22 protein-coding genes and 1 pseudogene are annotated in these 24,218 nt (G+C 60.0%); 20 read left to right on the plus strand and 3 right to left on the minus strand.

Features of this window, described 5'->3' with window-relative positions:
* Positions 1-42: 42 nt before the first annotated feature.
* The 6 genes from ACYBHZ_RS11175 (at position 43) to ACYBHZ_RS11200 (ending at position 7,683) form a co-directional block, all read left to right on the plus strand.
* Positions 43-1,749: an ABC transporter substrate-binding protein gene (locus ACYBHZ_RS11175; protein WP_460274360.1), complete on the plus strand. Its 1,707-nt coding sequence runs from the start codon at positions 43-45 to the stop codon at positions 1,747-1,749.
* Positions 1,750-1,852: 103 nt separating this feature from the next.
* A complete protein-coding gene (glpK, locus tag ACYBHZ_RS11180; RefSeq protein ID WP_460274361.1) occupies positions 1,853-3,337 on the plus strand; it encodes a glycerol kinase GlpK in 1,485 nt (494 codons plus the stop codon).
* Positions 3,292-4,494: an iron-containing alcohol dehydrogenase gene (locus ACYBHZ_RS11185; protein ID WP_460274362.1), complete on the plus strand. Its 1,203-nt coding sequence runs from the start codon at positions 3,292-3,294 to the stop codon at positions 4,492-4,494. The genes glpK and ACYBHZ_RS11185 overlap by 46 nt, the downstream gene beginning before the upstream one ends.
* A 239-nt stretch (positions 4,495-4,733) precedes the next feature.
* Positions 4,734-5,714 carry a Bug family tripartite tricarboxylate transporter substrate binding protein gene (locus ACYBHZ_RS11190; RefSeq protein WP_460274363.1) on the plus strand — a complete coding sequence of 327 codons (981 nt, stop codon included), beginning with the start codon at positions 4,734-4,736 and terminating at the stop codon, positions 5,712-5,714.
* Between the two features lie 3 nt (positions 5,715-5,717).
* Positions 5,718-6,161 carry a tripartite tricarboxylate transporter TctB family protein gene (locus tag ACYBHZ_RS11195; protein WP_460274364.1) on the plus strand — a complete coding sequence of 148 codons (444 nt, stop codon included), beginning with the start codon at positions 5,718-5,720 and terminating at the stop codon, positions 6,159-6,161.
* Between the two features lie 13 nt (positions 6,162-6,174).
* Entirely contained in the window at positions 6,175-7,683 is a 1,509-nt protein-coding gene (locus ACYBHZ_RS11200) for a tripartite tricarboxylate transporter permease (RefSeq protein ID WP_460274365.1), read from the plus strand.
* Between the two features lie 348 nt (positions 7,684-8,031).
* Here the strand turns inward: ACYBHZ_RS11200 and ACYBHZ_RS11205 are convergent, their stop codons facing one another.
* On the minus strand, positions 8,032-8,454 hold the full coding sequence (locus tag ACYBHZ_RS11205; RefSeq protein ID WP_460274366.1) for a MarR family winged helix-turn-helix transcriptional regulator: 423 nt from the start codon (positions 8,452-8,454) through the stop codon (positions 8,032-8,034).
* 154 nt (positions 8,455-8,608) lie between these two features.
* On the opposite strand from ACYBHZ_RS11205, the gene ACYBHZ_RS11210 reads away from it, so the two are divergent.
* The 11 genes and pseudogenes from ACYBHZ_RS11210 to ACYBHZ_RS11260 all read left to right on the plus strand — a co-directional run.
* The gene (locus ACYBHZ_RS11210) at positions 8,609-9,784 is read left to right on the plus strand and encodes a substrate-binding domain-containing protein (RefSeq protein ID WP_460274367.1); all 1,176 of its coding nucleotides are present in this window, start codon (positions 8,609-8,611) and stop codon (positions 9,782-9,784) included.
* Positions 9,785-9,958: 174 nt separating this feature from the next.
* Entirely contained in the window at positions 9,959-11,176 is a 1,218-nt protein-coding gene (locus ACYBHZ_RS11215; protein WP_460274368.1) for an urea ABC transporter substrate-binding protein, read from the plus strand.
* Between the two features lie 53 nt (positions 11,177-11,229).
* Complete coding sequence (locus ACYBHZ_RS11220; RefSeq protein WP_460274369.1) at positions 11,230-12,096, plus strand: branched-chain amino acid ABC transporter permease; 867 nt, start codon at positions 11,230-11,232, stop codon at positions 12,094-12,096.
* Positions 12,093-13,109 carry an ABC transporter permease subunit gene (locus tag ACYBHZ_RS11225; RefSeq protein ID WP_460274370.1) on the plus strand — a complete coding sequence of 339 codons (1,017 nt, stop codon included), beginning with the start codon at positions 12,093-12,095 and terminating at the stop codon, positions 13,107-13,109. The genes ACYBHZ_RS11220 and ACYBHZ_RS11225 overlap by 4 nt, the downstream gene beginning before the upstream one ends.
* A complete protein-coding gene (locus ACYBHZ_RS11230; protein WP_460274371.1) occupies positions 13,106-13,828 on the plus strand; it encodes an ATP-binding cassette domain-containing protein in 723 nt (240 codons plus the stop codon). The genes ACYBHZ_RS11225 and ACYBHZ_RS11230 overlap by 4 nt, the downstream gene beginning before the upstream one ends.
* Positions 13,818-14,531, plus strand: coding sequence for an ABC transporter ATP-binding protein (locus ACYBHZ_RS11235; protein WP_460274372.1), 714 nt, complete (start codon positions 13,818-13,820; stop codon positions 14,529-14,531). The genes ACYBHZ_RS11230 and ACYBHZ_RS11235 overlap by 11 nt, the downstream gene beginning before the upstream one ends.
* Positions 14,532-14,571: 40 nt before the next feature.
* Positions 14,572-14,871 carry a putative quinol monooxygenase gene (locus tag ACYBHZ_RS11240; RefSeq protein ID WP_460274373.1) on the plus strand — a complete coding sequence of 100 codons (300 nt, stop codon included), beginning with the start codon at positions 14,572-14,574 and terminating at the stop codon, positions 14,869-14,871.
* Between the two features lie 11 nt (positions 14,872-14,882).
* Positions 14,883-16,385, plus strand: coding sequence for an aldehyde dehydrogenase family protein (locus ACYBHZ_RS11245; RefSeq protein WP_460274374.1), 1,503 nt, complete (start codon positions 14,883-14,885; stop codon positions 16,383-16,385).
* Positions 16,386-16,479: 94 nt separating this feature from the next.
* Positions 16,480-17,700, plus strand: a complete 1,221-nt coding sequence (locus ACYBHZ_RS11250; RefSeq protein ID WP_460274500.1) for an allantoate amidohydrolase — start codon at positions 16,480-16,482, stop codon at positions 17,698-17,700.
* Positions 17,701-17,805: 105 nt separating this feature from the next.
* A complete protein-coding gene (locus ACYBHZ_RS11255) occupies positions 17,806-18,066 on the plus strand; it encodes a hypothetical protein (RefSeq protein ID WP_460274375.1) in 261 nt (86 codons plus the stop codon).
* 187 nt (positions 18,067-18,253) lie between these two features.
* Positions 18,254-18,673, plus strand: a pseudogene (locus tag ACYBHZ_RS11260) (ATP-binding cassette domain-containing protein); the annotation flags it as partial.
* 86 nt (positions 18,674-18,759) lie between these two features.
* Here the strand turns inward: ACYBHZ_RS11260 and ACYBHZ_RS11265 are convergent.
* Positions 18,760-19,887 carry a DUF4172 domain-containing protein gene (locus tag ACYBHZ_RS11265; RefSeq protein WP_460274376.1) on the minus strand — a complete coding sequence of 376 codons (1,128 nt, stop codon included), beginning with the start codon at positions 19,885-19,887 and terminating at the stop codon, positions 18,760-18,762.
* A gap of 750 nt (positions 19,888-20,637) precedes the next feature.
* Entirely contained in the window at positions 20,638-21,108 is a 471-nt protein-coding gene (gene hpaR / locus ACYBHZ_RS11270) for a homoprotocatechuate degradation operon regulator HpaR (RefSeq protein WP_460274377.1), read from the minus strand.
* A 104-nt stretch (positions 21,109-21,212) separates the two neighbouring features.
* Here hpaR and ACYBHZ_RS11275 point away from each other — a divergent pair, with 104 nt between their 5' ends.
* From ACYBHZ_RS11275 to hpaD, 3 genes are all read left to right on the plus strand, one after another.
* A complete protein-coding gene (locus tag ACYBHZ_RS11275; RefSeq protein WP_460274378.1) occupies positions 21,213-21,602 on the plus strand; it encodes a 5-carboxymethyl-2-hydroxymuconate isomerase in 390 nt (129 codons plus the stop codon).
* Positions 21,603-21,612: 10 nt separating this feature from the next.
* On the plus strand, positions 21,613-23,124 hold the full coding sequence (gene hpaE / locus ACYBHZ_RS11280; protein WP_460274379.1) for a 5-carboxymethyl-2-hydroxymuconate semialdehyde dehydrogenase: 1,512 nt from the start codon (positions 21,613-21,615) through the stop codon (positions 23,122-23,124).
* Positions 23,125-23,208: 84 nt separating this feature from the next.
* On the plus strand, positions 23,209-24,189 hold the full coding sequence (gene hpaD / locus ACYBHZ_RS11285) for a 3,4-dihydroxyphenylacetate 2,3-dioxygenase (RefSeq protein WP_460274380.1): 981 nt from the start codon (positions 23,209-23,211) through the stop codon (positions 24,187-24,189).
* Positions 24,190-24,218 lie beyond the last annotated feature (29 nt).

Genomic DNA, 24,218 nt, shown 5'->3' on the forward strand with positions numbered 1-24,218 from the left:
GATCGACACCTAAAAACAAAGGTTCACATAGGGAGGAAACCAATGAACCATCGTCTCAAGACAACCACCGCACTGGCGTTAGGCCTCGGCCTTTTGTCGGTGCCCGCTTTCGCCGATATGGATGCGGCCAAGGCGTTCCTCGATGCGGAAATCGGCGATCAGTCGGCGCTGTCCCGCGCCGATCAAGAAGCCGAAATGCAGTGGTTCATCGACGCGGCTCAGCCCTTTGCGGGCATGGAGATCAAAGTGGTCTCCGAGACCATCACCACGCATGAATATGAATCTCAGGTGCTCGCCCCCGCGTTCGAGGCCATCACCGGCATCAAAATCACCCACGACCTGATCGGCGAAGGCGATGTCGTCGAGAAACTGCAAACTCAGATGCAGTCGGGCGAAAACATCTATGACGCCTATGTCAACGACAGCGACCTGATCGGCACCCACTGGCGCTATCAACAGGTGCGCAACCTCACCGACTTCATGGCGAACGAAGGCGCGGATGTGACCAACCCGGGTCTCGATCTCGACGACTACATCGGCACGCAATTCACCACCGCACCCGATGGCAAACTCTATCAGCTTCCCGACCAGCAATTCGCGAACCTCTACTGGTTCCGCTACGATTGGTTCACCGATCCCGCAATCATGGCCGAGTTCAAAGAGAAATACGGCTACGATCTTGGTGTTCCGGTCAACTGGGCGGCCTATGAGGACATCGCCGAGTTTTTCACCGGTCGCGAGATTGACGGCGTCGAGGTCTATGGCTCGATGGACTACGGCAAGAAAGACCCGTCCCTGGGCTGGCGCTACACCGATGCATGGATGTCCATGGCCGGGATGGGCGACAAGGGCGAACCCAACGGCCTTCCGGTCGACGAGTGGGGCATCCGCGTGAACGAGAACTCGCAACCTGTCGGCGCCTGTATGGCACGCGGCGGCGCGGCGAACTCTCCGGCGGCGGTCTATGCGGTGGAGAAAGCCATCGATTGGCTGAACAAATACTCGCCGCCCTCCGCCATGGGCATGACCTTCTCGGAGGCCGGTCCGGTTCCGGGTCAGGGCAACATCGCCCAGCAGATGTTCATGTACACCACCTTTGTCGCACCTCTGGTCGACAGCCCGGCGGTGATGAACGAGGACGGCACCCCGAAATGGCGTCTCGCCCCCAGCCCGCATGGCGTCTACTGGGAAGACGGCATGAAGGTCGGCTATCAGGACGTGGGCTCCTGGACGCTGATGAAATCCACGCCGGAGGATCGCGCCAAGGCCGCTTGGCTCTACGCACAATTCGTGGGCTCCAAGACCGTCGATGTGAAGAAATCCCATGTCGGTCTGACCTTTACCCGCGAATCCACCATCCAGCATGAAAGCTTCTCCGATCGTGCGCCGAAACTTGGCGGCCTCGTCGAGTTCTACCGCTCGCCCGACCGCGTGCGCTGGTCGCCCACCGGCACCAACGTCCCGGATTACCCGAAGCTCGCCCAGCTGTGGTGGCAGAACATCGGCGACGCGATGTCCGGCGCGAAATCCGCGCAAGACGCGCTCGACAGCCTCTGCGCCGATATGGAGAAAGTCATGGAGCGTCTCGAACGTGCTGGCATCCAAGGCGATCTTGGTCCGGTCATGAACGACGAGAAAGACGCCGCCGAATGGCTCGCCATGGAAGGCGCGCCGAAACCGGCCATCGAGAACGAACGCGAGGAGCCGCAAACCGTCTCCTACGACGAACTCGTCGCCTCCTGGCAGTAAGTTCAGAAAGAGGGCGGGATCACCGCCCTCTTTTGCCCCCTCTTTTCCGTCCAGCGCTGGTGGCATAGCCTTGGACCGAGCAGAGACCACCAAGGAGATGCATGTGACCTATATTCTTGCCATCGATCAGGGCACCACATCGACCCGCGCCATTCTGTTTGACGGAAACCTCTCCGTTACGGCCACCGCGCAGGAAGAATTCGAACAGCATTTCCCCCAAAGCGGCTGGGTCGAACATGATGCTTTCGATCTCTGGTCCACCACGGCGGCCACCTGTCGTGCGGTGATCGAGAAATCCTCGGCCGATGTGTCACACATCGCCGCAATCGGCATCACCAACCAGCGCGAAACCACGCTTGTCTGGGACAAGACCACCGGCCAGCCGGTCTACAATGCCATCGTCTGGCAGGACCGCCGCACCTCCGAGCTGTGCAAGACACTTAAGGCGGAAGGCTTTGAAGAGGTCGTCACGGAAAAGACCGGGCTGTTGCTCGATCCCTATTTCTCGGCGACGAAACTCAAATGGATTCTCGACAACGTGGAAGGCGCGCGCGACCGCGCCGAGGCGGGCGAGCTTTTGTTTGGCACGGTTGACAGCTGGCTCGTGTGGAAACTCACCGGCGGCAAGGTCCATGCCACCGACGCCACCAATGCCGCGCGCACCATGCTGTACGACATCCGCAAAGGCCGCTGGTCCACCACCATATGCAAACGCTTCGACATTCCGATGGCGATGCTGCCAGAGGTGCGCGATTGCGATGCCGATTTCGGCGAGACCCGCCCCGATCTCTTTGGCCGCCCGATCCCGATTTTGGGCATCGCGGGCGACCAGCAGGCGGCCACCATCGGTCAGGCCTGTTTCAAGCCGGGAATGGTCAAATCCACCTATGGCACCGGCTGTTTCGCGCTTTTGAACACGGGAGAGACGCCGGTGATGTCGCAAAACCGGCTCTTGACCACCATCGCCTACCGTATCGGCGGCAAGACGACCTATGCGCTCGAAGGCTCGATCTTTATCGCGGGTGCCGTGGTGCAATGGTTGCGCGACGGGCTGAAAATCATCCGCGAAGCCTCCGAGACCCAGCCCCTGGCCGAAAGCGCCGACAAAACGCAGGACCTGATCCTTGTGCCCGCCTTCACCGGGCTGGGCGCGCCCTATTGGAATGCGGAATGTCGGGGGGCGATGTTCGGGATGACACGCAACTCAGGCCCGGCGGAATTTGCCCGCGCCGCGCTTGAAAGTGTCGGCTATCAGACCCGCGACCTCTTGGAAGCCATGCATGCCGATTGGCAGGGTGACGCCACCACGGCGCTGCGTGTAGATGGCGGCATGAGTGCCTCGGATTTTGCGATGCAATTCCTGTCCGACATCATTTCCGCGCCCGTCGACCGCCCCAAAGTCCTTGAAACCACGGCCATGGGCGCCGCCTGGCTCGCCGGTCAGCGGGCGGGCGTCTATCCCGACATGGAGGGCTTTGCCGCCACATGGGCGCTGGAGCGCACCTTTGAGCCGACCATGGATGAGGCGACGCGGCAGGCCAAATGCGACGGTTGGGCGCGGGCCGTTCGTGCCACGATGCTGGTCTGATGCCGGGTCACGCCGACAGCCTCGCGTCCAATCCGGTCGCGGATCTCGCCTTTACTGCGCCCGCTCGCTGTCTGATCGGACGTGGCGCAAAGGATCAGGTCGCAGCTTTGGTGCGCGAGAGGGGGCAAAAGGTCCTCGTCTTGCGCAGCGCCTCGGTCCTTTGGGCCGATGTGCTGATCGAAGAACTCGACACTCTTGGGGCACAGGTTACATCCCTTACCGCCCGAGGCGAGCCGACCGTTGATCAGGTCCGCGACGCGGTGACTCACGCGCGGGAAATCAGCGTGGACTGTATCGTCGCCATTGGCGGCGGTGCGGTGATTGATCTGGGCAAGGCCGTGTCGGGGCTTTGTGTCTCCGAGGGCGATGTCTTGGATCATCTTGGCCTTGGGCCTGATCCCGCGCCCAAGCTCAACGCCCCCCTGCCCTTCGTGGCGATCCCCACCACCTCCGGCACCGGCGCGGAAGCCACCCGCAACGCCGTGATCGGTGTGCCCGATCAGGGGCTCAAGATCAGCCTGCGCGACCCGCGTCTTGTGCCCGATCTGGCCGTGGTGGATGCCTCTTTGACCGATGGTCTGCCGAAACATCTGACGCTTTCCACGGGGCTCGATGCCCTGACGCAACTGATCGAGAGCTACCTGTCGAACCGCGCCAATCCGATCACCGATGCCCTCGCACGCGGCATGATCGGGCCTGCGGCCGCCGCGCTTCGGACGCTCATGACACGTGAGGATGAAACCGCGCGCGACACTTTGGCCAAAGCCAGCTATTTGAGCGGTCTGGCGCTGGCCAATTCCGGGCTCGGGATTGTCCACGGTCTTGCGGCCGTGATCGGCAGCCGCGGAGGGGCGCATGGCGCGATTTGCGGGCGTCTGCTCCCTGCGGCACTGACGGTCAATTCTGCCGCGCTGACACAGGCTGGCAGGCCCACCGCACGCTGCGAAGAGATAGAACGGTGGATGCAAGACGGGCTCGGACTGCCCCTGCGCGCTTTCATTGACAGGCATGGGCTGGCCTCTCTCGCCGAGCTGCACTGCGGCCCGGCGCTTTGGGAGGAAACCGCGCGAAATGCCCTCTCGGCCTCTTCCACACAGGCCAACCCTGTGCAGCTCAGTCTCGCCGAGGTGCAGCAAATCCTGAAGTTTTCCGCCTGATCCAAGGGACGTCCCCAAATGCGACCGGCCCACCCAAGGCCTGACGCTTCAAAAACCGAATGTAATGCCGCCAGTGACGCGGAAAACAAAGATGAGCAGCACGTCATCGGGGGCGCAAAAGCGCACGCCACTGCCGCGAAAGTAAAATCCTGACGACACCTTGCCAAATCCCTCGCTTTCCGCAATCTTGCGCGCGATTTACGGCTGTTACGCCACATACGACCTCGGGAGGCTCTACCATGATCATTTCGCGCCGCGCGGCCCTTTTGGGTGCCGCCGCCATGACGCTTTGCAAACCCGCTCTGGCACAGGACACCCCCTGGCCGAGCCAGCCTCAGCATGTCTATGTGGGTTTCCCCGCAGGCTCCTCCCCTGACCTTCTGGCCCGCATCGTGACCGAACCTCTGGCCGAAAAACTGGGTCAGCCGATCGTGATCGAAAACAAACCCGGCGCAGGCGGCGTGATCGGCATTCAGCAGATGCTGAACGCTCAGGATCAAAAGAACACCTTTGCCACCACCATCAACGGACCGCTCACCACGGCGCCGCGCCTGACGCCGAGCCTCGGCTATGACGTCGCCGAGGATATTGTTCCGGTGACCCTGATCGCGACCTCGCCGCTGGTGCTTGTCGTCGCCGCCGATTTCCCCGCCGAAGACCTCGCGGATTTTGTCCAAGCCGCTGGCAAAGAACCCGAAGCCCTCGCCTATGGATCCGTCGGCAAAGGATCTGGCGCGCATCTGACGGCCGAGCTCTTCTCGGACCGTGCCGGTGTGGAGATGCTCCATATCCCCTTCACCTCCTATGCCGAAGTCACGACCGCGATCATCGGTCATGAAATCGACTGCGGCTTCATGGCCCCTTCTGCGGCCATGCAATATGTCGAAGCGGGCAAGGTGAAAATCCTCGGCATCACCTCCGAGACACCTTTCGCACAGGCCCCCGGCGTGCCGGTCATGGCCGGGCAGGCCGGGTTGCCCGATGATTTCCGCGCCGAGCTATGGAACGCCTTCATCGCGCCCGCGGGCACGGATGAGGCGATTGTCGAGACGCTGAGCACCCATATCAACGCCATCCTTGCGGATGAGGCGGTGCAAAAGCGGTTGCTCGACATGGGCTGGCAAGCGGCCGGCGGCTCCGCCGAAGAATTGCAACAGCGTATCGCGGAAGACACCAAGGTCTGGGGTGCCGTGCTCGACCGGATCGACGCGAAAGACTAACCTATGAAGCGCGACATTCCTGATCTCGTTGGTGGCGTCCTTCTGGCCGCCATCGGCCTCTTCGTCGTCTTCTACGCGCTGGCCCACTACGAGATTGGCTCACTGCGCCGAATGGGGCCGGGGTTCTTCCCGACCTTCCTTGGCGCAGCGTTGACCCTTCTGGGCGTGATGGTCGCGCTTCCTGCCCTTGCCCGACGGGGTGAGGCGATCCAGATCGCGTGGAAAGAATGCCTCGCCGTACTGGCCGCGATCCTGATCTTCGCCGCTGGTCTCGACCGCTTGGGGCTTGTTCTGGTGACATTGACCAGCGTGCTGATCGCGTCACTCGCAGCCCCGGATCGGCGGATCGGCTGGCGCATCGTGTTGGCCCTCGTGGTCACCGCACTGTCGGTCGCGGTGTTCTCCTTCGGATTGAAAATGACCGTCCCGCTCTGGCCGGGACGATGAGAGGCGTAAAACAATGAATGGGTGGGACGGATTTCTGCACGGGCTGAGCGTCGCGACACAGCCCGGCGTGTTGATCTATTGTGTGCTCGGCGTGCTTTTGGGCACTTTCGTCGGCGTTTTGCCCGGCATCGGGGCGATGGCCACGATTTCTCTATTGCTGCCGATCACTTATTACCTGTCCCCCGAGGCGGCTCTGGTGATGCTCGCTGGCGTCTATTACGGCTCGCAATATGGCGGGGCTGTGGCCTCCATCCTTCTGCGGCTGCCCGGCACGCCGCAGTCAGCAATCACCACGCTCGACGGCTATCCATTGGCCCAGAAGGGACGCGCTGGCGTGGCCTTGTTCACCTCGATGATCTCCAGCTTTGCGGGCTCCATGATCGGGATTCTCGTGCTGATCCTGCTGTCCGGCGCTTTGGCTCAGGCGGCGATTGCCTTTGGGGCCGCCGAATATGCCGCGATGATGATCCTCGGTCTTGTTGCCGCCTCGACGGTCGGTGCGAAACACCCGGCGAAAAGCATGGCTATGGTCGTGTTGGGGCTGATCCTCGGCTGCGTCGGGACCGATGTGAATTCCGGCGAACAGCGTTTTGTCTTTGGCCAGACCGAACTGATGGACGGCATCAATCTCGTGGCGCTGGCGATGGGTCTGTTTGGCGTGGCGGAGGTGATCTCCAACATTCGTGTCGCCGAACGCACCGGCGTGCCGCCGCGCGTCGCATTGCGCGACCTCCTGCCCAGCCGGTCAGAGCTGCGTCGTATCCCCTTCCCGGCCCTACGCGGCGCCAGTCTCGGCAGTTTTTTCGGTGCGCTCCCCGGCACCGGATCGACGATTTCGTCGTTCCTCGCCTATGCCACCGAACGCCGCCTCTCGCGCCGCTCGGAAGAATTCGGCACGGGCGCCATCGAAGGGATCGCGGGGCCCGAGGCGGCCAATAACTCCGCCGCGATCAGCGCCTTCGTCCCCACGCTCTCGCTTGGCATTCCGGGCGATCCGATCATGGCTCTGATGCTCGGCGCATTGGTGATCCACGGCGTACAGCCCGGCCCCTTGATGCTCGACGCGCGCCCCGACATGTTCTGGGGCCTGATCGCGAGCTTCGGGATCGGCAACCTGTTGCTGTTGGTGCTCAACCTGCCTCTGATCGGCATCTGGGTGTCGATGCTGCGCATCCCGTTCCGCTGGCTCTACCCCGCCATTCTGATTTTTGTCAGCCTCGGCGTCTATTCCGTGCGAGGATCAAGCTTTGACATCTTCGCCGTCGCCCTGATCGGTGTCATCGGCTACGCGCTGTCGCTGGCGCGGTTCAACCCGGCGCTGTTGCTGCTGGGGTTCGTCTTGGGGCCTCTCATCGAAACCAACCTGCGGCGCGCCCTGCTGATTGGGCGGGGCGATCCGATGGTTTTCCTGCAACGTCCGATTGCCGCAGCCTTTATCCTCGCCGCAGGCGCACTCGTCGTGATGGCGGTGGTACAGGTGCTGCGCCGCCGATCACCCGAGGCGGATGAGGCCGAGACCTGAGGCCCAGTCGAAACCTGCGCCCCCCTTTCGTTGAAGGGTTTGGACGCTCTAACGCTTTTGCGGAAGGTCGAGCCACGGGACGGGTTGGCCTGCCTGCAGGCCCCCTATCTTTAAGACCTCCGCGATCCGCACAAGGTTCAGCATAGTCTGGCGGAGATCATCCGCTCCTGGATCATGATGATTGCCGCCCGATATGGAAGGCAGCTCCCACTTCCCGGACAGTTTTTTGGCGGCAGCAAGCTTATCTCTTGAGCAAACTGTCACCTTAAAATCGATCCCCTGATGCGCCTCGAAGTGTGTCCAGCCCGGCGTGGCGCAGGCCACGACCCATGTGAGATGTGGCTAGGATCAGTCGCCGGTGCGCGGCTGGAACAAATCTTCCAAAAGCGTCTTCAGCCGTTGCAAATCTGCGTCGCTGTAACTGCTTTCAAGTTTGCGCTCCTGTGCCAGCACATGTGCATTGAGTTTACTCAAAAGCGCCTTGCCTTTGTCGGAAACGAACATGCGCACCTTGCGCCGGTCATCCGGATCGAGAACCCGATAGAGCAGCGCCTCGCCGACCATCCGGTCCACAAGTTTGGTTACCGTCGGCAGGTTAAGCCCCAAGGCCTCCGCCAGACGACTCATTGTCAGGCCGGGTTCATCCGACAAGGCTTTCAATACGCGCCATTGATCGAAAGAAACGCCCTCTGCAGACATCTGTCGCGTGACATAGCGGTTCGCCATCGTCAACAGATGAGAAAGATGTTCGTTAAGAAGAGAGTCGGACATGAAGCTTTAATCGGCAATAGATTACTTTTGAAGTATATATATTGTGCAATAACGCTCAGGAAAAGGGAGAAACGCGTCAAAACGAGGAAATTCGTTGAAACGCTGACCATTTGTGCGAATGGTGAAAGAAAGAACACACCTTGGGAGCCCGACAATGTGGAATGCTCTGCCTAGGGAGGCACGTCAAACGGCTTTCCTCAAACAGCCTGATATTGGCGTATATTTGCGACATGGCCGTGTCGAAGGCATCAATCCCGAGTGGTGGAACCGCGCACGGCGCCAATCGCAACCCTTGAAAATCGGCCTGCTCGTCCCGTTTTGCGGGGCAGATGCCATTTGGGGGCCATCCTGCCAATGCAGCGCAGTGCTGGCCGCCTCAGAACTCAACGGTGCCGGTGGTATTTTGGGACGCCAGATCGAATTGCTGGCCGCCGACGCGGGCGGGGACCCCGCAGGCGTGGTTGCCCGTGCCCGCGAACTCGTGGACGTCCATGGCGCACAGGTGTTGATCGGGGTGCATTTGTCGACGGTCCGTCTGGCTCTTGCGGAGGAGTTTGCAGGCGAAATCCCCTATGTCTACGCGCCGCTTTTCGAAGGTGGCGCGCCACGCGAGGATGTATTCACGATTGGCGAAACCCCGGAGAACCAGTTTGCCGAGGCCTTGCTACACATGATCCGAAGCGAGGGCGCAAAGCGCTGGTATCTGATCGGCAATGATTATGTCTGGCCGCGAGCCTCTCATGACTGGGTGCGCCGCTTTCTTCATAAAAACGGGGCAGAAGTGGTTGGAGAATCATATGTCCCGATTGGCGAAACCAACATCGACACCATGCTTGACCGTATTGCTCAGGCTGGGCCGGACATCGTGTTTCAATCGCTCGTCGGTGCGGAATGTGTACCCTTCAACCGTGAATTCTCTGCACGCGGCATGAGCGCCAACATGTTGCGCCTATCTGGTGCCATCGAGGAAAATACCCTTCTGGCCATCGGGCCGGATGCAACGGAAAATCTCTATTGTGCTGCCGGGTATTTCAGTGAGATCGACGGGCCGGACAATTCTAGATTCATGACCAAATATCGCGATGCCTTCGGGGTGAGCGCCCCGATGCAGGGAGTTTTAAGCGAAGCCTGCTATGAGGGGCTGCATTTCTTTGCGGCTCTGGCCGGGCGCGCAAACTCGCTCAATCTGCCGGAGCTGCGAGCTTCCTTTGAAGGCCTGCATTATTCCGGTGCGCGTGGCACCTGCGTGGTGCGTGATGGTGTCTGCGTCGGACCGGTTTATCTGGCGCAGGCGGACGGCGCGCGATTCCGCATTTTGCAGAGTTTCTGAGCCTCATTTTCTTTCCCTGCATCATGGAACTCCGCCGGATAACCGGCGGAGTTTTCTGCATTTTATGCCATTTTTTCTTCACCCAATAAAATACTTGAAAAAGAAAATAATGAAAATATAAATATTGAAAGCGGGACATAATCCGCACTCAACACATATGCAGGGAGTCCACATATGAAATTGAACCGACGCCACTTCATGGCGACGGCCGGAGCCGCTTTGGCTGCGCCCTGGGCGCGACAGGTCAGCGCCGCCGAGACTGTCACCATCTCCTCAATCTACGATCTTTCCGGCGGGCTTGAGATTTACGGCCAGCCGATAGACGCCTGCTTCGATCTGGCGGTGTCCGAACTGAATGCCGCAGGCGGCCTGCTTGGCCGCGAGATCGTCACCCGGAAATACGACCCGCAGTCGAGCATTCAGCTCTACACCCAATTTGCCACCGAGGCTGCGACCGCAGACCGTGCGGCGGCAGTGTTCGGCGGCATCACATCGGCATCGCGCGAAGCGATCCGCCCGATCTTGCGCCGCTATCAGACGTTGTATTTCTACTCGCCGCTCTATGAGGGTGGGGTCTGCGACCGCAACGCTTTCATGACCGGCTCGACACCGGCACAAACCATCGGCAAGCTCATGCCCTATGCCGTCGAAAATCTCGGCAAGCGCGTGTACGTCCTTGCTGCCGATTACAATTACGGCCAGATCTCCGCAAAATGGGTGGAGGATTACACAGCTCAGGCCGGTGGCGAAGTGATCGCCGCCGAATTCTTCCCCCTCGACGTGACCGATTTCAATGCTGCGATCCAGAAAATCCAGAAAGAAAAGCCCGATGTGATCTACACGCTGTTGGTCGGCGGCAATCACATGTCGTTTTTCCGGCAATGGGCCGCCGCGGGGATGGCGGGACAAATCCCGATCGTCTCCACGTCTTTCGGGGGTGGTAACGAGCATATTATCCTGACGCCCCAGGAATCCAACGGGGTCATGTCTGCTTTCGGCTATTTCCAGGAAATAGACACGCCGGAGAATAAGGCCTTCATCGACCGTTACCACGGTAAATTCGGGACTGATGCCCCCTATGTCACCGAACATGCCTCGGCCACCTACAACGCTGTCCATCACTGGGCCAACGGCGTGCGCAAGGCGGGCAGCTTTGATCGCATGGCGGTGATCGAAGCGATTGAAAGCGGCTCGACCGTCGAGGGCCCCGGCGGCCCCTCCACCATCGACCCGGCCACCCATCACTGCGCCACCGACGTGCATATCGGGCAGGTTAACAATCACAGCTTCGAAATCCTCGAAAGCTATGCCAACCAACCGCCTGCGGACACCGCAGCGGTATGTGACCTGATCGCGAAACCGGACGATAACCAGCAATACGTGATCGAATAAACGACCTGTGCCGGAGGGGGCGGGTCCGCCTCCGGCCAAGAACGGATACTCTCGTGGACTATTTTATCGTTGTGCTGCTCCAGACCATCGGAGCGGTCGGAAACCTTTTGCTCATCAGCATCGGACTTGCCGTGATTTTCGGCATGATGCGGGTGATCAACCTCGCCCATGGCGAGTTCATCATGCTCGGTGGGTTCGCCGCCATTTTCAGCGTCAAGGCAGGGATCAACATCTGGATCGCCATGCTGGTGATCGCACCACTTTCCGTTGCCCTGCTCGGCATCGTCGTAGAGCGACTCGTCATGCGCCGCCTTTATGGCCGAATGATCGACACCATGCTTGCAAGCTGGGGGCTGAGCCTTCTGCTGATCGGGCTGGCAACCATGACCTTTGGCAATCGCGTGGTCGGCATCGCCGCCCCTGTCGGTGCGTTCAGGGTCGGAGATTACAGCGTCGGAGCCTATGATTTCGTGCTCACTGCCGTGGCTGTGATCGTCCTGATCGGAGGTTATGCGCTGTTGAAATTCACGCGTGCCGGTCTGATTGCCAGAGCCACCATGCAAAACAGCGAAATGGCCGCCTCCCTAGGCGTAGAGCCCTCTCGCGTCTATGCCACGACCTTTGCCATCGGAGCCGGTCTCAGCGGGTTGGCCGGCGGGCTACTGGCTCCGATTTCAGGTGTGATCCCGACCATGGGCGTCGCCTATGTCGCGAAAGCCTTCATCACCGTCATCACCGGTGGCACCAGCGTGATCGCGGGCACTGCGGCAAGTGCGTTCCTGCTCGGCAGCGTCAATTCGTTGATGACCTTCCTCTCCACCCCCGTGATCGGCGATGTCGCCCTACTGGTCGCTGCCACCGTGTTGCTGCGGGTGTTGCCCACCGGCCTGTCGGGCCGTTTTTTCCGAGGTGCGCCATGATCCGTCCAGATCTTTCCCGCAAGCAGGCAAGCCAGATCGGCTTTGCCGCAGCTTTCACTCTTCTTACCATCCTCCTCTTTCCGAAAATCGTACCGCTCTACACGGTGATCAACATGACGCTCTATGTGTCCATGGCCGTCTTCGCCCTTTCGATGGCGCTGCTCTGGGGCTATGGTGGCGTGCTCTGTTTCGGCCAGTCCGCCTTTTTCGGACTTGGAGCCTATGCCTATGCCGTGGCCGCATTGAACTTTGGCGACACGACCTCCGCTGCGCTGATCGGCATCCTGTTCCCCGCGCTTTTCGCCGCCGCACTCGGCTATTTCCTGTTCTACGGACGCCTCAGCGACGTGTATCTCGGTGTCATCACCCTGACGGTGACGCTGATCCTATTCAAGCTCATCAACTCGACGGGCGGCGACGCATGGCGCATCGGAGTAGCACGCCTGGGCGGGTTCAACGGCATTCCGAACACACCGCTTCTGACCCTGCCCTTCAGCAAGACGCCGCTCAGCCCCGGACAGATGTTTGGTCTCTCTGTCGCCTTGCTGTTCGTGGTCTACAGCCTTTGCAAACTGTTGATCGTCACACCGTTCGGACGCGCGATCATCGCCGTGCGGGAAAACGAAATGCGGGCCGAGCTATTGGGATACAACGCCCGCGCGCTCAAACTCGCGACCTTCGCAATTTCCGCAGGGATCGCCGGGCTGGCCGGTGTGCTCTTTGCCAATTCCGTCTTCGTCAGCCCGACGATGTTCAGCCTTTCTACTGCAGCGCAGGTGCTGATCTGGGTGGTGGTCGGTGGGGTCGGCACTCTCGCGGGTCCGGTTGTGGCCTGCATCCTGCTGCAATTGGCGACGGCCTATCTGGGCAAGCTGGGCTGGATCGACCCGAATATCGTGCTGGGCCTCGTCCTGGTGATCTTCGTGGTCTTCGTGCCGGGCGGCGTTCTGCCTTGGCTGACCGCGCAGGCAAACCGCCTCATTCCCAGTAGACCAGAAGGAGAGCGTACATGAGCGACTATATCCTACATGCCGACGGGGTTGCGATGCATTTCGGCGGCGTCAAGGCGCTCGACGGGGTCGACTTTCGCCTGCGCAAGGGGGAATTGCGCTGTCTGATCGGGCCGAACGGTGCGGGCAAGACAACTTTTTTCCGCTGTCTCACCGGTACGCAAAAACCGACCTTCGGCAAGATCACCTTCCGTAACGAGGACGTGGCCCTGCATCAACGCCATGATATCGCCCGGCTCGGCATGGGCATCAAGACCCAGATCCCGAGCCTGTTCGATGGGCTGAGCGTTTACGAAAACCTCTGGCTGTCCTTGCGCGGCACACATGATCAGGCCCTGCGCAAACGGCGGATCGACGAGGTGCTCAACCGTCTCGGCATCGCCGATCTGCATCCCTGCATTCTCGGCCAAATGGCCCATGGGCAACGTCAGCTTGTCGAACTGGCCATGGTCGTCGCCTCCAACCCGGAGCTTGTCCTGTTGGATGAACCAGCGGCAGGGATGACCTCGGCCGAGGTGGAAAAACTTGCCGACATCATCCGCGAGCTGAACACGACACACACCGTGGTCGTGGTCGAACACGACATGGCCTTTATCCGCGCCATCGCGGACCAGGTCACCGTATTCCATCAGGGGCGCATCCTGACCGAGGGGCATGTCTCCGACGTGTTGAGCGACAGCCGCGTCCGTGACGTCTATCTGGGGAAAAAACATGACGCATGACCTTTTGAAGGTGCAGAACCTCCATGCCGGATACGGTCGTATTCCCGTACTCTTCGGGGTCGATCTGTCGATCGGAGCCGGGGAGTTCGTCGGGATTCTCGGGCATAATGGCATGGGCAAATCCACCCTGTTGCGCGCCTTGATGGGGCATATTCCCACAACCAAAGGCTCTGTCTCTCTCAGCGGACGCGATCTCACGACGCAACGTCCGGCAAAGCGCGCTCAGGCTGGGATTGGCTATGTACCGCAGGGCCGCCAGATCTTTCCTGTACTCAGCGTGATGGACAACATGCGCGTTGCCGCCGCCGCCCGCCCCAAGGCCGAGGCCGAACGCCTGATCGAAGAGGTCATCGAGGAGCTGCCACGCCTGAAGCCGATCTTGACCCGCGCTGGCGGTGTCCTGTCGGGGGGCGAGCAGCAGATCCTCGCGTTGGCCCGCTGCCTGTGCGCCGAACCGAAACTGATTCTGCTCGATGAACCGACCGAGGGCATTCAACCCTCGATCATCGAGGAAATGATCGACGTTCTACATCGGCTCTGCGCTAAACGCGGCCTGTCGATCCTTCTGGTCGAGCAGAATCTTGAATTCATCGCAAGCCTTGCCTCGCGCGTGTTGCTGATCCGGCGTGGTCAGCTTTCCGGCGAGGTCGACCCGGAGACCCTGCACGACGTCGATCTTGCAGCGGGCTTTCCCGCAGAATGAGACCAAACCAGCCTGCCCCCCAACATCTAATGAGGACACCATGATCACCATCACCGCCGTCATCCGCTGCCGCAAAGGCTACGAACAAACCATGCGTCAGGCCCTGCTCGAAGTGGCCGAGAACGTGCGCGACAACGAACCCGACACATTGGGTTTCTTCATCTCGCAAGATCTCGATGACCCCTGTGTTTTTACGACATACGAGCGCTTCAAGGACCCTGAGGCCATGGATGCGCACAACAATTCGGACACGGTGGCACGCTTTTTCGGAATCGCAAAACCTATTCTCGACGGCGAGGTGACACTGGTCACCAGCCGCGAAATTTCAGCCAAGGCCTAAGAGGAAGACAGATGCAAAACACCCCGAAAACCCTTGCGTTTCTTGGCGAAGATGCCGCCCGTTTCATTGCCAAAGACAAGAAGATGTTCATCGACGGTACGTGGTGTCCTGCCGCGGGCGGCAGTGTCATCGAGGTCGAGGACCCGGCCACCGGCCAGATGTTCGACAGGGTGCCCCGTGGTCTGGCGGCAGATGTCGATCTGGCCGTGGCGGCGGCACGCGCGGCCTTCGATGAAGGCCCCTGGGGACAGATGAGCCCGGCAGAGCGTGGCAAGCTGGTATGGAAGCTCGGCGATCTTGTCGAGGCCCATGCCGATGAGCTGGCACAGCTCGAAGCGCTCGACAACGGCAAACCTGTGACCGATGCCCGAAACGGCGATGTCGCCTTCTCCTACGAGCTTCTGCGCTATATGGCAGGCTGGAGCACCAAGATCACCGGCCAGACCATCCCCTTGTCTGCCGAGGCCCCGTTCCACGCCTATACACTGCGCGAAGCCGTCGGCGTCTGTGGCCAGATCGTGCCTTGGAATTTCTCATTCATGATGGCGGTCTGGAAAGTCGCTCCGGCGCTGGCCGCAGGCTGCACCATCGTGCTCAAACCTGCCGAACAAACCCCGCTGACCGCGCTGCGGTTTGCCGAACTGGTCGAAGAAGCGGGTTTCCCGAAAGGCGTGTTCAACGTGGTGACCGGCTATGGCCATGAGGCCGGGGCCGCGCTCGCGGCTCACCCAGATGTGGACAAGATCGCGTTCACGGGGTCGACCGAGGTCGGTCGCAAGATCCTCGATGCCGCACAAGGCAATCTCAAGAAAGTCTCGCTCGAACTGGGCGGCAAATCCCCGATGATCGTTTTCCCCGATGCCGATCCCGAAGTCGCGATTCCGGCCATCGGTTACGGTATCTTCTACAACATGGGCCAGACGTGCACTGCGGGCACCCGTCTCTATATCCACAAGGACATTGCCCCCGTGATCCTCGAAGGCCTCAAGACCTTTGCCGAAAACATGACCGTTGGCGTCGGCCTAGATCCGGCCACTCAAATCGGACCTTTGGTGTCGAAGGAACAGTTCGACAAGGTGCTGGGCTATATCGAATCCGGTCTGGCCGATGGCGCAACCCTGCTGTGTGGCGGCACGCGGGTCGGCGAAGAGGGCTATTTCATCGCCCCCACGATCCTGACCGAAACGAAACCGCATATGTCAGTGGTTTGCGAAGAAATCTTCGGCCCGGTCCTGTCGGTCGCGACCTTCGACGATGACGGGTTCGAGGAAATCGTCAAGGAGGCGAATGCCTCGGTTTATGGCCTTGCCGGATCGGTGTTCACCCGCGACATCAGCCGCGCGCATCAGGTCGCGCGCAAACTCAAAGCCGGAACCATCGGTGTCAACACTCACCATGTGATCGACCCGGCCCTGCCTTTTGGCGGATTCAAGCAATCGGGCTGGGGCCGCGAACAGGGCTATGAGGCCATCCTGCTCTACACCGAGGTGAAATCCGTCGGGGTCGCTTTGTAACCCCTGCCCATCTGTTCCCTTGGAGACGCGCAGGGATTTCACCCCGCGCGTCTTTCTTAAAACGCCTTCATGGAAAGACAGACTTTTGACGAATGTGCAAATCGACGCGTCACGTCTTTGGCAGACGCTGATGGATACCGCGCAGATCGGTGGAACCGCAGAGGGCGGGATATGCCGCCTGACCCTGAGTGCAGAAGACCGCGCGGTGAGAGACTGGTTAACGACTGAGGCCCGACGCCTTGGGCTGAGCCTCAGCACGGATCGCGTGGGCAATATGTTTCTGCGCCGCGAAGGGCGCAGTGTCACCGCCGCCCCGATTGCCATGGGAAGCCATCTCGACACCCAGCCAACCGGCGGCAAATTTGACGGCATCCTCGGTATTCTCGCCGGGCTCGAAGTGATGCGAAGCCTGAACGAGCACAACGTAGAGACCGAACACCCGTTGCTATTGGTGAACTGGACCAATGAGGAAGGCGCGCGGTTTGCCCCGGCAATGCTTGGATCCGCAGTCCATGCGGGTGTGCTGCCGCTGGACGAGGCCATGGCACAGACCGATGCCGAAGGTATAAGCTTTGGCGAGGCTTTGGCACAAAGCGGCTGCGCCGGAGAGGCCGACATCGGTGCCACCCGGATCGGAGCGATGTTCGAGTTGCACATCGAACAGGGTCCGGTGCTTGAACATGAGGGCGACCGGATTGGCGTCGTCACCGGTGTGCAAGCCGCCCGCTGGTACGACATCACCCTCACGGGGCGCACCGCCCATGCCGGTTCCACCCCGATGGAGATGCGTGCAGACGCGCTCATGGCGGCGATCGGTTTCATTTCCGATGCGACTGACATTGCCCGAACCGCCGGAGGCTATGCGACGGTCGGAGAGTTCGCGATCAAGGCCCCGTCGCGCAATGTGGTCGCGGGGGAGGTACGTTTCTCACTCGATCTGCGACACCACGAAGACAGCCATATCGCGACCATGGAACAGTCGGTACGCCGCCGCCTGACGGCCATCGAAGACGGGATTTCATCCCATATGAGCACACTCTGGTTCAGCCCCTCAGTCCGGTTCGATGCGGGCTGTATCACAGCCGTGCGCCACGCCGCCGAAACCAGCGGCCTGCCTTGGCGCGAAATCGTGTCGGGGGCCGGACATGATGCGGTAAACATTTCCCGCATTGCTCCCACGGCGATGATCTTTGTCCCTTGCAAGGATGGCCTGAGCCACAATCCCGCCGAAAGCGCCACAGCCGAAGACTGTGCCGCCGGAGCACAGGCATTGCTCAACGCCGTGCTGCGGTATGACGCTTGCCGACCTGATTAGGAAAAAATGAAAACCACAAGCTATCAATTCCCCCGTTATGGCACCGCCCCGACGCGGTCGAGGCCCTGCGCCAGGCCGCCGGGGGCGCGCTTTACGGCATGATCGGTGGGCCTGCCCGCCACCACCACGCTGGCGCTTGAGGCGGTGATGAAAGACGCCCGCGTCGTTCTGGTCGGGCTTCAGGGCGGAAATGTCGATCGCGCCTCAATGGCCATTCCTCTGGTCGAGGTTGGCTATGTAATTGTCACGAGCGCGGTCTACATCCTCAAGAGCGAAGACACAGGCGATGTTATCGTTCCGCTGGAACTCGTGACACAGAAGTCGCCAAAAGCCGACGAATATCTTGCCCAGCAGGGCGCGGAATAAACAGCGTCCTCTGGGAGGGGCCGCCAGTCGGCCTCCTCCACCTACGCGCACAAAAGATCGGAGCTTGTGGACATGCCTTTCGCGGGTCATGCCCTCAGAAAATCCTACGCCGGCGTCGAAGTCCTGAAGGGCGTGGACCTCAAGGGGGCTGACGGCGAGTCTCACACGCTTTTAGGGGGCCAATGGTGCAGGCAAATCAACACTCATCAAATGCCTGTCTGGCACGCTCCAGCCCGATCCGGGCGGCGCGATGATCAGCGGGAAAGAGAAATTCACCAAATCGACGCCCCGCAGCGCGCACGACGCAGGGGGCGCCGTGATCTATCAGGATCCATCTCTGGCGATGACATTGGATGTTTCAGACAATATTTTCCTCGGGCGGGGAAAACGTGTCGGCCCCTTTGTCCGCAAGGCCGCACAACGACGGGAGACCGTGGAATGGCTTTCTCGTCTCGGCATCGATTTCAAACCCAATGAAATGCTGTCCCGGCTTGGCAACCCCGAGCATCAGACAATCGAAATCGTTTGCGTGCTCAGCATGAACCCGAAGCTCCTCAAACCGACAAGCCGCCCATCCTCCAAGGCTTCACAGCCCTGCGATAGTTGAGGTCTTCGGGTTGCAAAGCCTTGCTCCCGTCGCGCCATGTGGTGACATTTCTGCTTTGCACGCCAAGTGACATTTCTGAATGGGGTTTACAAACATCGGAAGAATCCACTCCGTTCTAAATTCAACCAGTACCTCGTATGACGTCGATCTCCGGTTCTGCTGAGCGCACCTTTCTCGACCAGATCCTGTAGATCGCGGGTTGCGGTTGCGCGTGATGTTCCGGTGATCTTGAGATAGTTGTCGGCGCTGAGGCCGCCTTTGAAACCGCCGGGGCCTTCCCGGAACATTCGAACGATGGCCTTGGCCTGGCGTTCGTTCAACTGGTCTCTGTGATGATCGTAGAAGCGCGCCTTACTGATGAAGAAGCCGACGCGGTCGAGTGTTGCCTGTTGGGCCTTCAAGACAATTTCCGCGAACCAGACGAGCCAATCGGTCACGTCGAGCGTTTTTTGATGCTGCTCAAGCTGGTCGTAGTATGCCTTGCGCTCCTTCTCGATGGTGAAGGCGAGCGAGATGAGGGTCGGCTGGCCAATGTTCTGCGCCAGCGATTTTTCAGCAAGGGCGCGACCCAAGCGGCCATTGCCGTCTTCGAAGGGATGGATGCTCTCGAAATAGAGGTGGCTTAGCCCTGCGCGTGTCAGCGCGGGAAGCGGCTCTGCTCCCCCCGGCCCGGTCTCGTTGAACCAATCCGAGTATCGCTCCATTTCAGGCATGACCCGCTCTGAAGGAGGCGCTTCGAAATGAATCGTCGGCCGCTCAAAGCGACCGGATACGATTTGCATCGCCTCGGCGTGGCGTCGGTAGGCCCCGATGGTTTCCAACCTGCGATCATGGGACAAGAGCATCCGATGCCAGCGGTACAGTGTCTCATGGGTCAGCGGCTCTGAAAAACTGGAATAGACGTCGACCATCATCTCCGCGACGCCCTGTTCGCGCGGTTTGGCAGGGTAGCTGTCCGGATCGAGGCCCAGATGGCGGCGCAGCGAAGACTGGACACTGAGCCGGTCGAGGATTTCACCCTCGATGGCGCTCGTCTGCATCGCTTCCTCGCTGAGAAGTTCGATACGGAGTTGCTCGCGCTCCGGCTGGCTGACATGATGGACCGCGCCGAGGATTTCTCCGGAGGACAGCAGAAACTTCTGCTCGAACGGCTCCAGAGCGGAGGCGTCATACCGAAAATCCGGCCAATCGGGCAGCATCCAGTTCCAAGCCATGAGTTATAGATATCCTCTCTATAGCTCACAAAAAGACCATATTTGAGGCATAGAAGTCAACACTATCGCTCAAAAGACCTGTAGGGTTCTGATATCGTTTCCAGGAAAGAAGCGGCCTCATGTCCCGGTGACACCACGCCGCCCTGAACGCGCGCGCCGACACCTTCCGCGAGACACCCTGCTCTCAAATCGAGGTTTGAAGGCAATTTGTGACCGCCCCAACGGTACGCCCAAGAAGAGCTTGGGATGGCGAACCCTGACCGTGGTTCCTGGCAAATCTGCTTGATCGACTTCCCTTGGATGAAATACGCGCGTCAAATCTTGCAATCGACTCCACAACCTATGTCGCCTTCAAGACTGGTTTTGTCTATCTGGCTGCCATTCTGGATGCGCCGTTTAGGGATAGTCAGGACGAAGGCTAACTGTTCGGTACGTTTCAACTTATGATAATTGATGCCGAGGCACTACGTGCAGCGCTCAAACATGCATCCGCAGCAGCCTGAGGAGGAAACGCTGCCCACAGTGAACATCGATCCGAACGTCGCCAAGCCCGACGATTTCTATGCCCGGTTTCCTGGCGACCAAGCGGTATGTGGATGCAACATTTCGGGTGACGTCAACCTGAAATCTGCCCATTCAACGGTCGAATTTCCCTAGATTAAAAATTATTTTAATAAAAAACATCAAAAACTTACACACAAAAGTTAAAAAATTTTGGCGGTGCCTCCATTCAGAGAACCCTCGCTCGGATCAAGTCTCAAGTGCTTGAAGCAAATGCTCGATCTGGTCCAGAAGTTTCTCGATATTCTGATCGCCGATCTTATTCTCGATCTCCGCGTAGATCTGCGCGCTTTGAGGTGCCAGTTCGCGGATTAAACAACGCCCTTCCTCCGTCAGCCCGACCAGCATCCGCCGCCCGTCCATCTCATCGCGATGCGTCTGAAGAAAGCCACGCGCCTCGAGCGTGCGCATGATCCGTGTGAGCGACGGAGCCAGGATACAGGCCTTGTTCGCCAGAAAGCTTGCATCCGTTTCTCCCGCCTCGTCGAGCACCCGCATCACCCGCCATTGCTGTTCGGTGACATCGTTCGCGGCCAGCATCGGACGGAAGCGCTCCATCACCACCTCGCGGGCACGCAAAAGCGCAATGGGAAGCGTGCGGTGCGTTCGGGCCAAGCCGAAGCCATCGTTGCGCGGGACTGGGTGTGTTTCTTGCGCCATACGTCTGTGGTCTCCCTTTTATCATTTTCCATCGGAGATTGTGGGCGGGTTGACAAGCAAAATTACATTTAACATGTTAAGCAGCAAGTAAGGGAGAGAGAATCGTGCCGCATCTAGCGATTGAATATTCGGCGGGCCTAGAGGCGCGCGCTGATATTAAAGGCGTTTGTGAAAAAGCCTATGGGGCCATGCTCACCGCCGGGATTTTTCCGAAAGCCGGGATTCGGGTTCGCGCCCACAAGGCGGATCACGCCATCGTGGGCGATGCTTTGCCGGGAAACGACTTTGCAGCGCTGACCCTGTCGGTGGGCGCAGGCCGGTCGACCGACGCCTTGAAAGCGGCTGGCGACATGATCTTTGCCACCGTGCAGGAGGCGCTGAAAGGCCCACTTTCCACCCCTCATTTCGCCCTCTCGCTCGAAATCCGGGAAATCCACCCGGAACTGAGCTGGAAAGACACCCCCATACACGCCCGCCTGTCGGGCAAAAGCTGAAGGAAAGACGATGAGCGCTCTCGAAGAGAACCTATCCAAAGCCAAGGCCTATATGGCCAAATTCGCCGAAACCGGTGTACTGAACCACATCAATGGCGAAAGCGTGCCCGCCAAATCCGGCAAGGCCTTCGAGACCACTTCGCCGGTCGATGGCAAGGTGCTTGCTTCTGTGGCCAAGGGCGATGAAAGTGACATCGACGCGGCTGTGGCCGCCGCAAAAGAAGCCTTCAAAACCTGGTCCAAAATGCCGGGCAAAGAGCGCAAAGCCATCCTGATCAAGGTCGCCGAGGGCATCGAGGCCCGCGCCGAAGAAATCGCCTTCACCGAATGCATGGACACCGGCCAGGCGCTGCGCTTCATGTCCAAAGCCGCCATTCGTGGCGCTGCCAACTTCCGCTTTTTCGCGGATCAGGCCCCAACCGCCGAAGACGGTCTGGCTCTGCGCAACCCGAACCAGATGAACGTGACCTCGCGTCGCCCGATCGGCCCGATCGGTGTGATCACCCCGTGGAACACGCCGTTCATGCTCTCGACCTGGAAAATCGCGCCCGCTCTGGCCGCCGGTTGTACCGTCGTGCACAAGCCCGCCGAATTCTCGCCGATGACCGCGAAACTTTTGGTTGAGATCGCCGAAGAGGCCGGTCTGCCGAAAGGGGTTCTGAACCTCGTGAACGGGTTTGGCGAAGACGCAGGCAAGGCCCTGACCGAGCATAAAGACATCAAAGCCATCGCATTCGTGGGCGAAAGCCGCACCGGGTCTCTGATCATGAAACAGGGTGCCGACACGCTGAAGCGTTTTCACCTTGAGCTGGGCGGCAAGAACCCGGTCATCGTTTTTGAGGACGCCGACATGGAACGCGCGGTCGATGCCGCCGCCTTCATGATCTACTCTCTGAACGGTGAGCGTTGCACCTCGTCCTCGCGCGTTCTCGTGCAGGAGAACATCTACGAAGAGTTCACCACCAAGCTCGCCGATGTCGCCAGCCGCATCAAGGTGGGTCACCCGCTCGACCCGGACACCGTGGTCGGCCCGCTGATCCACCCGGAACACGAGACCAAGGTGCTGTCCTACTTCGAGAAAGCCAAAGCTTCTGGCGCGACGATCGCCGCCGGTGGTGAGAAAGTGGGCGAAGAAGGCTGCTTCGTGCGCCCGACGCTCTTCACCAACGCCTCCAACGACATGGACATCGCGCAGGAAGAAATCTTTGGCCCGGTGCTGACCGCCATCCCGTTCAAGGATGACGCAGAGGCGCTGAAACTCGCCAACGACGTTGAATACGGTTTGGCCGCCTACATTTGGACCAACGACCTGAACCGCGCCATGTACATGACCGACAACATTGACGCCGGCATGATGTGGGTGAACTCGGAAAACGTCCGTCACCTTCCGTCGCCTTTCGGCGGCGTCAAAGCCTCCGGCATCGGCCGCGACGGTGGCGACTGGTCGTTCGATTTCTACATGGAGACGGTCAACGTGTCCTTCCCGCGTCAGTACCACAAGGTGCCGAAACTCGGCGGCTGAGGCGTCCAAGACCAAACATGGGGAAGCGGCGCGCGCTGCCTCCCCCGCTCAACACCAATTGCACAAAAGAAGAGAGTGAGAGACATGCCCATTCCGGCCCCAAACCTCTATCCGCCGTTCAACATCATCCGCCTGAGCCACGTTGTGTTCGGCGTGAAAGACGTTGCAGCTTCCCGCAAATTCTACGTCGACATCCTCGGCCTCCAGGTCACCGATGAGGATGCCGACACCGTCTATCTGCGCGCGCTCGAAGAGCGTGGCCACCACTGCATGGTACTGCAGAAATCCGACGTCAGCGAAGTGAAATCCCTGTCCTTCAAGGTCTTCTCCGAAGAAGAGCTGGACAAGGCCGAATCCTTCTTCAAATCCAAAGGCCACGCAACCGCGTGGGTCGAGCGCCCCTATCAGGGACGCACATTGGCGACCGTCGACAACTACGGCATGCCGATCGAGTTCTATTTCAAAATGGACCGCCTGTCGCCGATCCACCAGAAGTACGAGCTCTACAAAGGCGTGAAGCCGCTGCGCATCGACCACTTCAACTGCTACTCGCCCTCCGTGGACGAAAGCGTTGCCTTCTACAACGAGCTTGGCTTCCGTGTCACCGAGTACACCGAGGACGAAGAAAGCGGCAAGCTCTGGGCCGCATGGACCCACCGCAAGGGCGGCGTGCATGACATTGCCTTCACCAACGGTCTGGGCCCGCGCCTGCACCACACCGCGTTCTGGGTGCCGACGCCTTTGAACATCATCGACCTGTGCGACCTGATGGCCACCACCGGCTATGTCGCCAACATCGAACGCGGTCCGGGCCGTCACGGCATCTCGAACGCCTTCTTCCTCTACATTCTGGACCCCGATGGGCACCGGATCGAGATCTATTGCTCCGATTACCAGACGGTCGACCCGGATCTCGAAGCGATCAAATGGGACCTCAAGGACCCGCAGCGCCAGACGCTTTGGGGCGCGCCCGCACCGCGCAGCTGGTTCGAGCATGGCTCCACCTTCGAAGGCATCGAGCCGCAGGAAAGCACGCTCGCGGCCTCCCCGATCATCGCTCCGTAAGCGACATCACATCTCCGGGACAGGCGCAC

The organism is Celeribacter sp. ULVN23_4 (assembly GCF_054788345.1).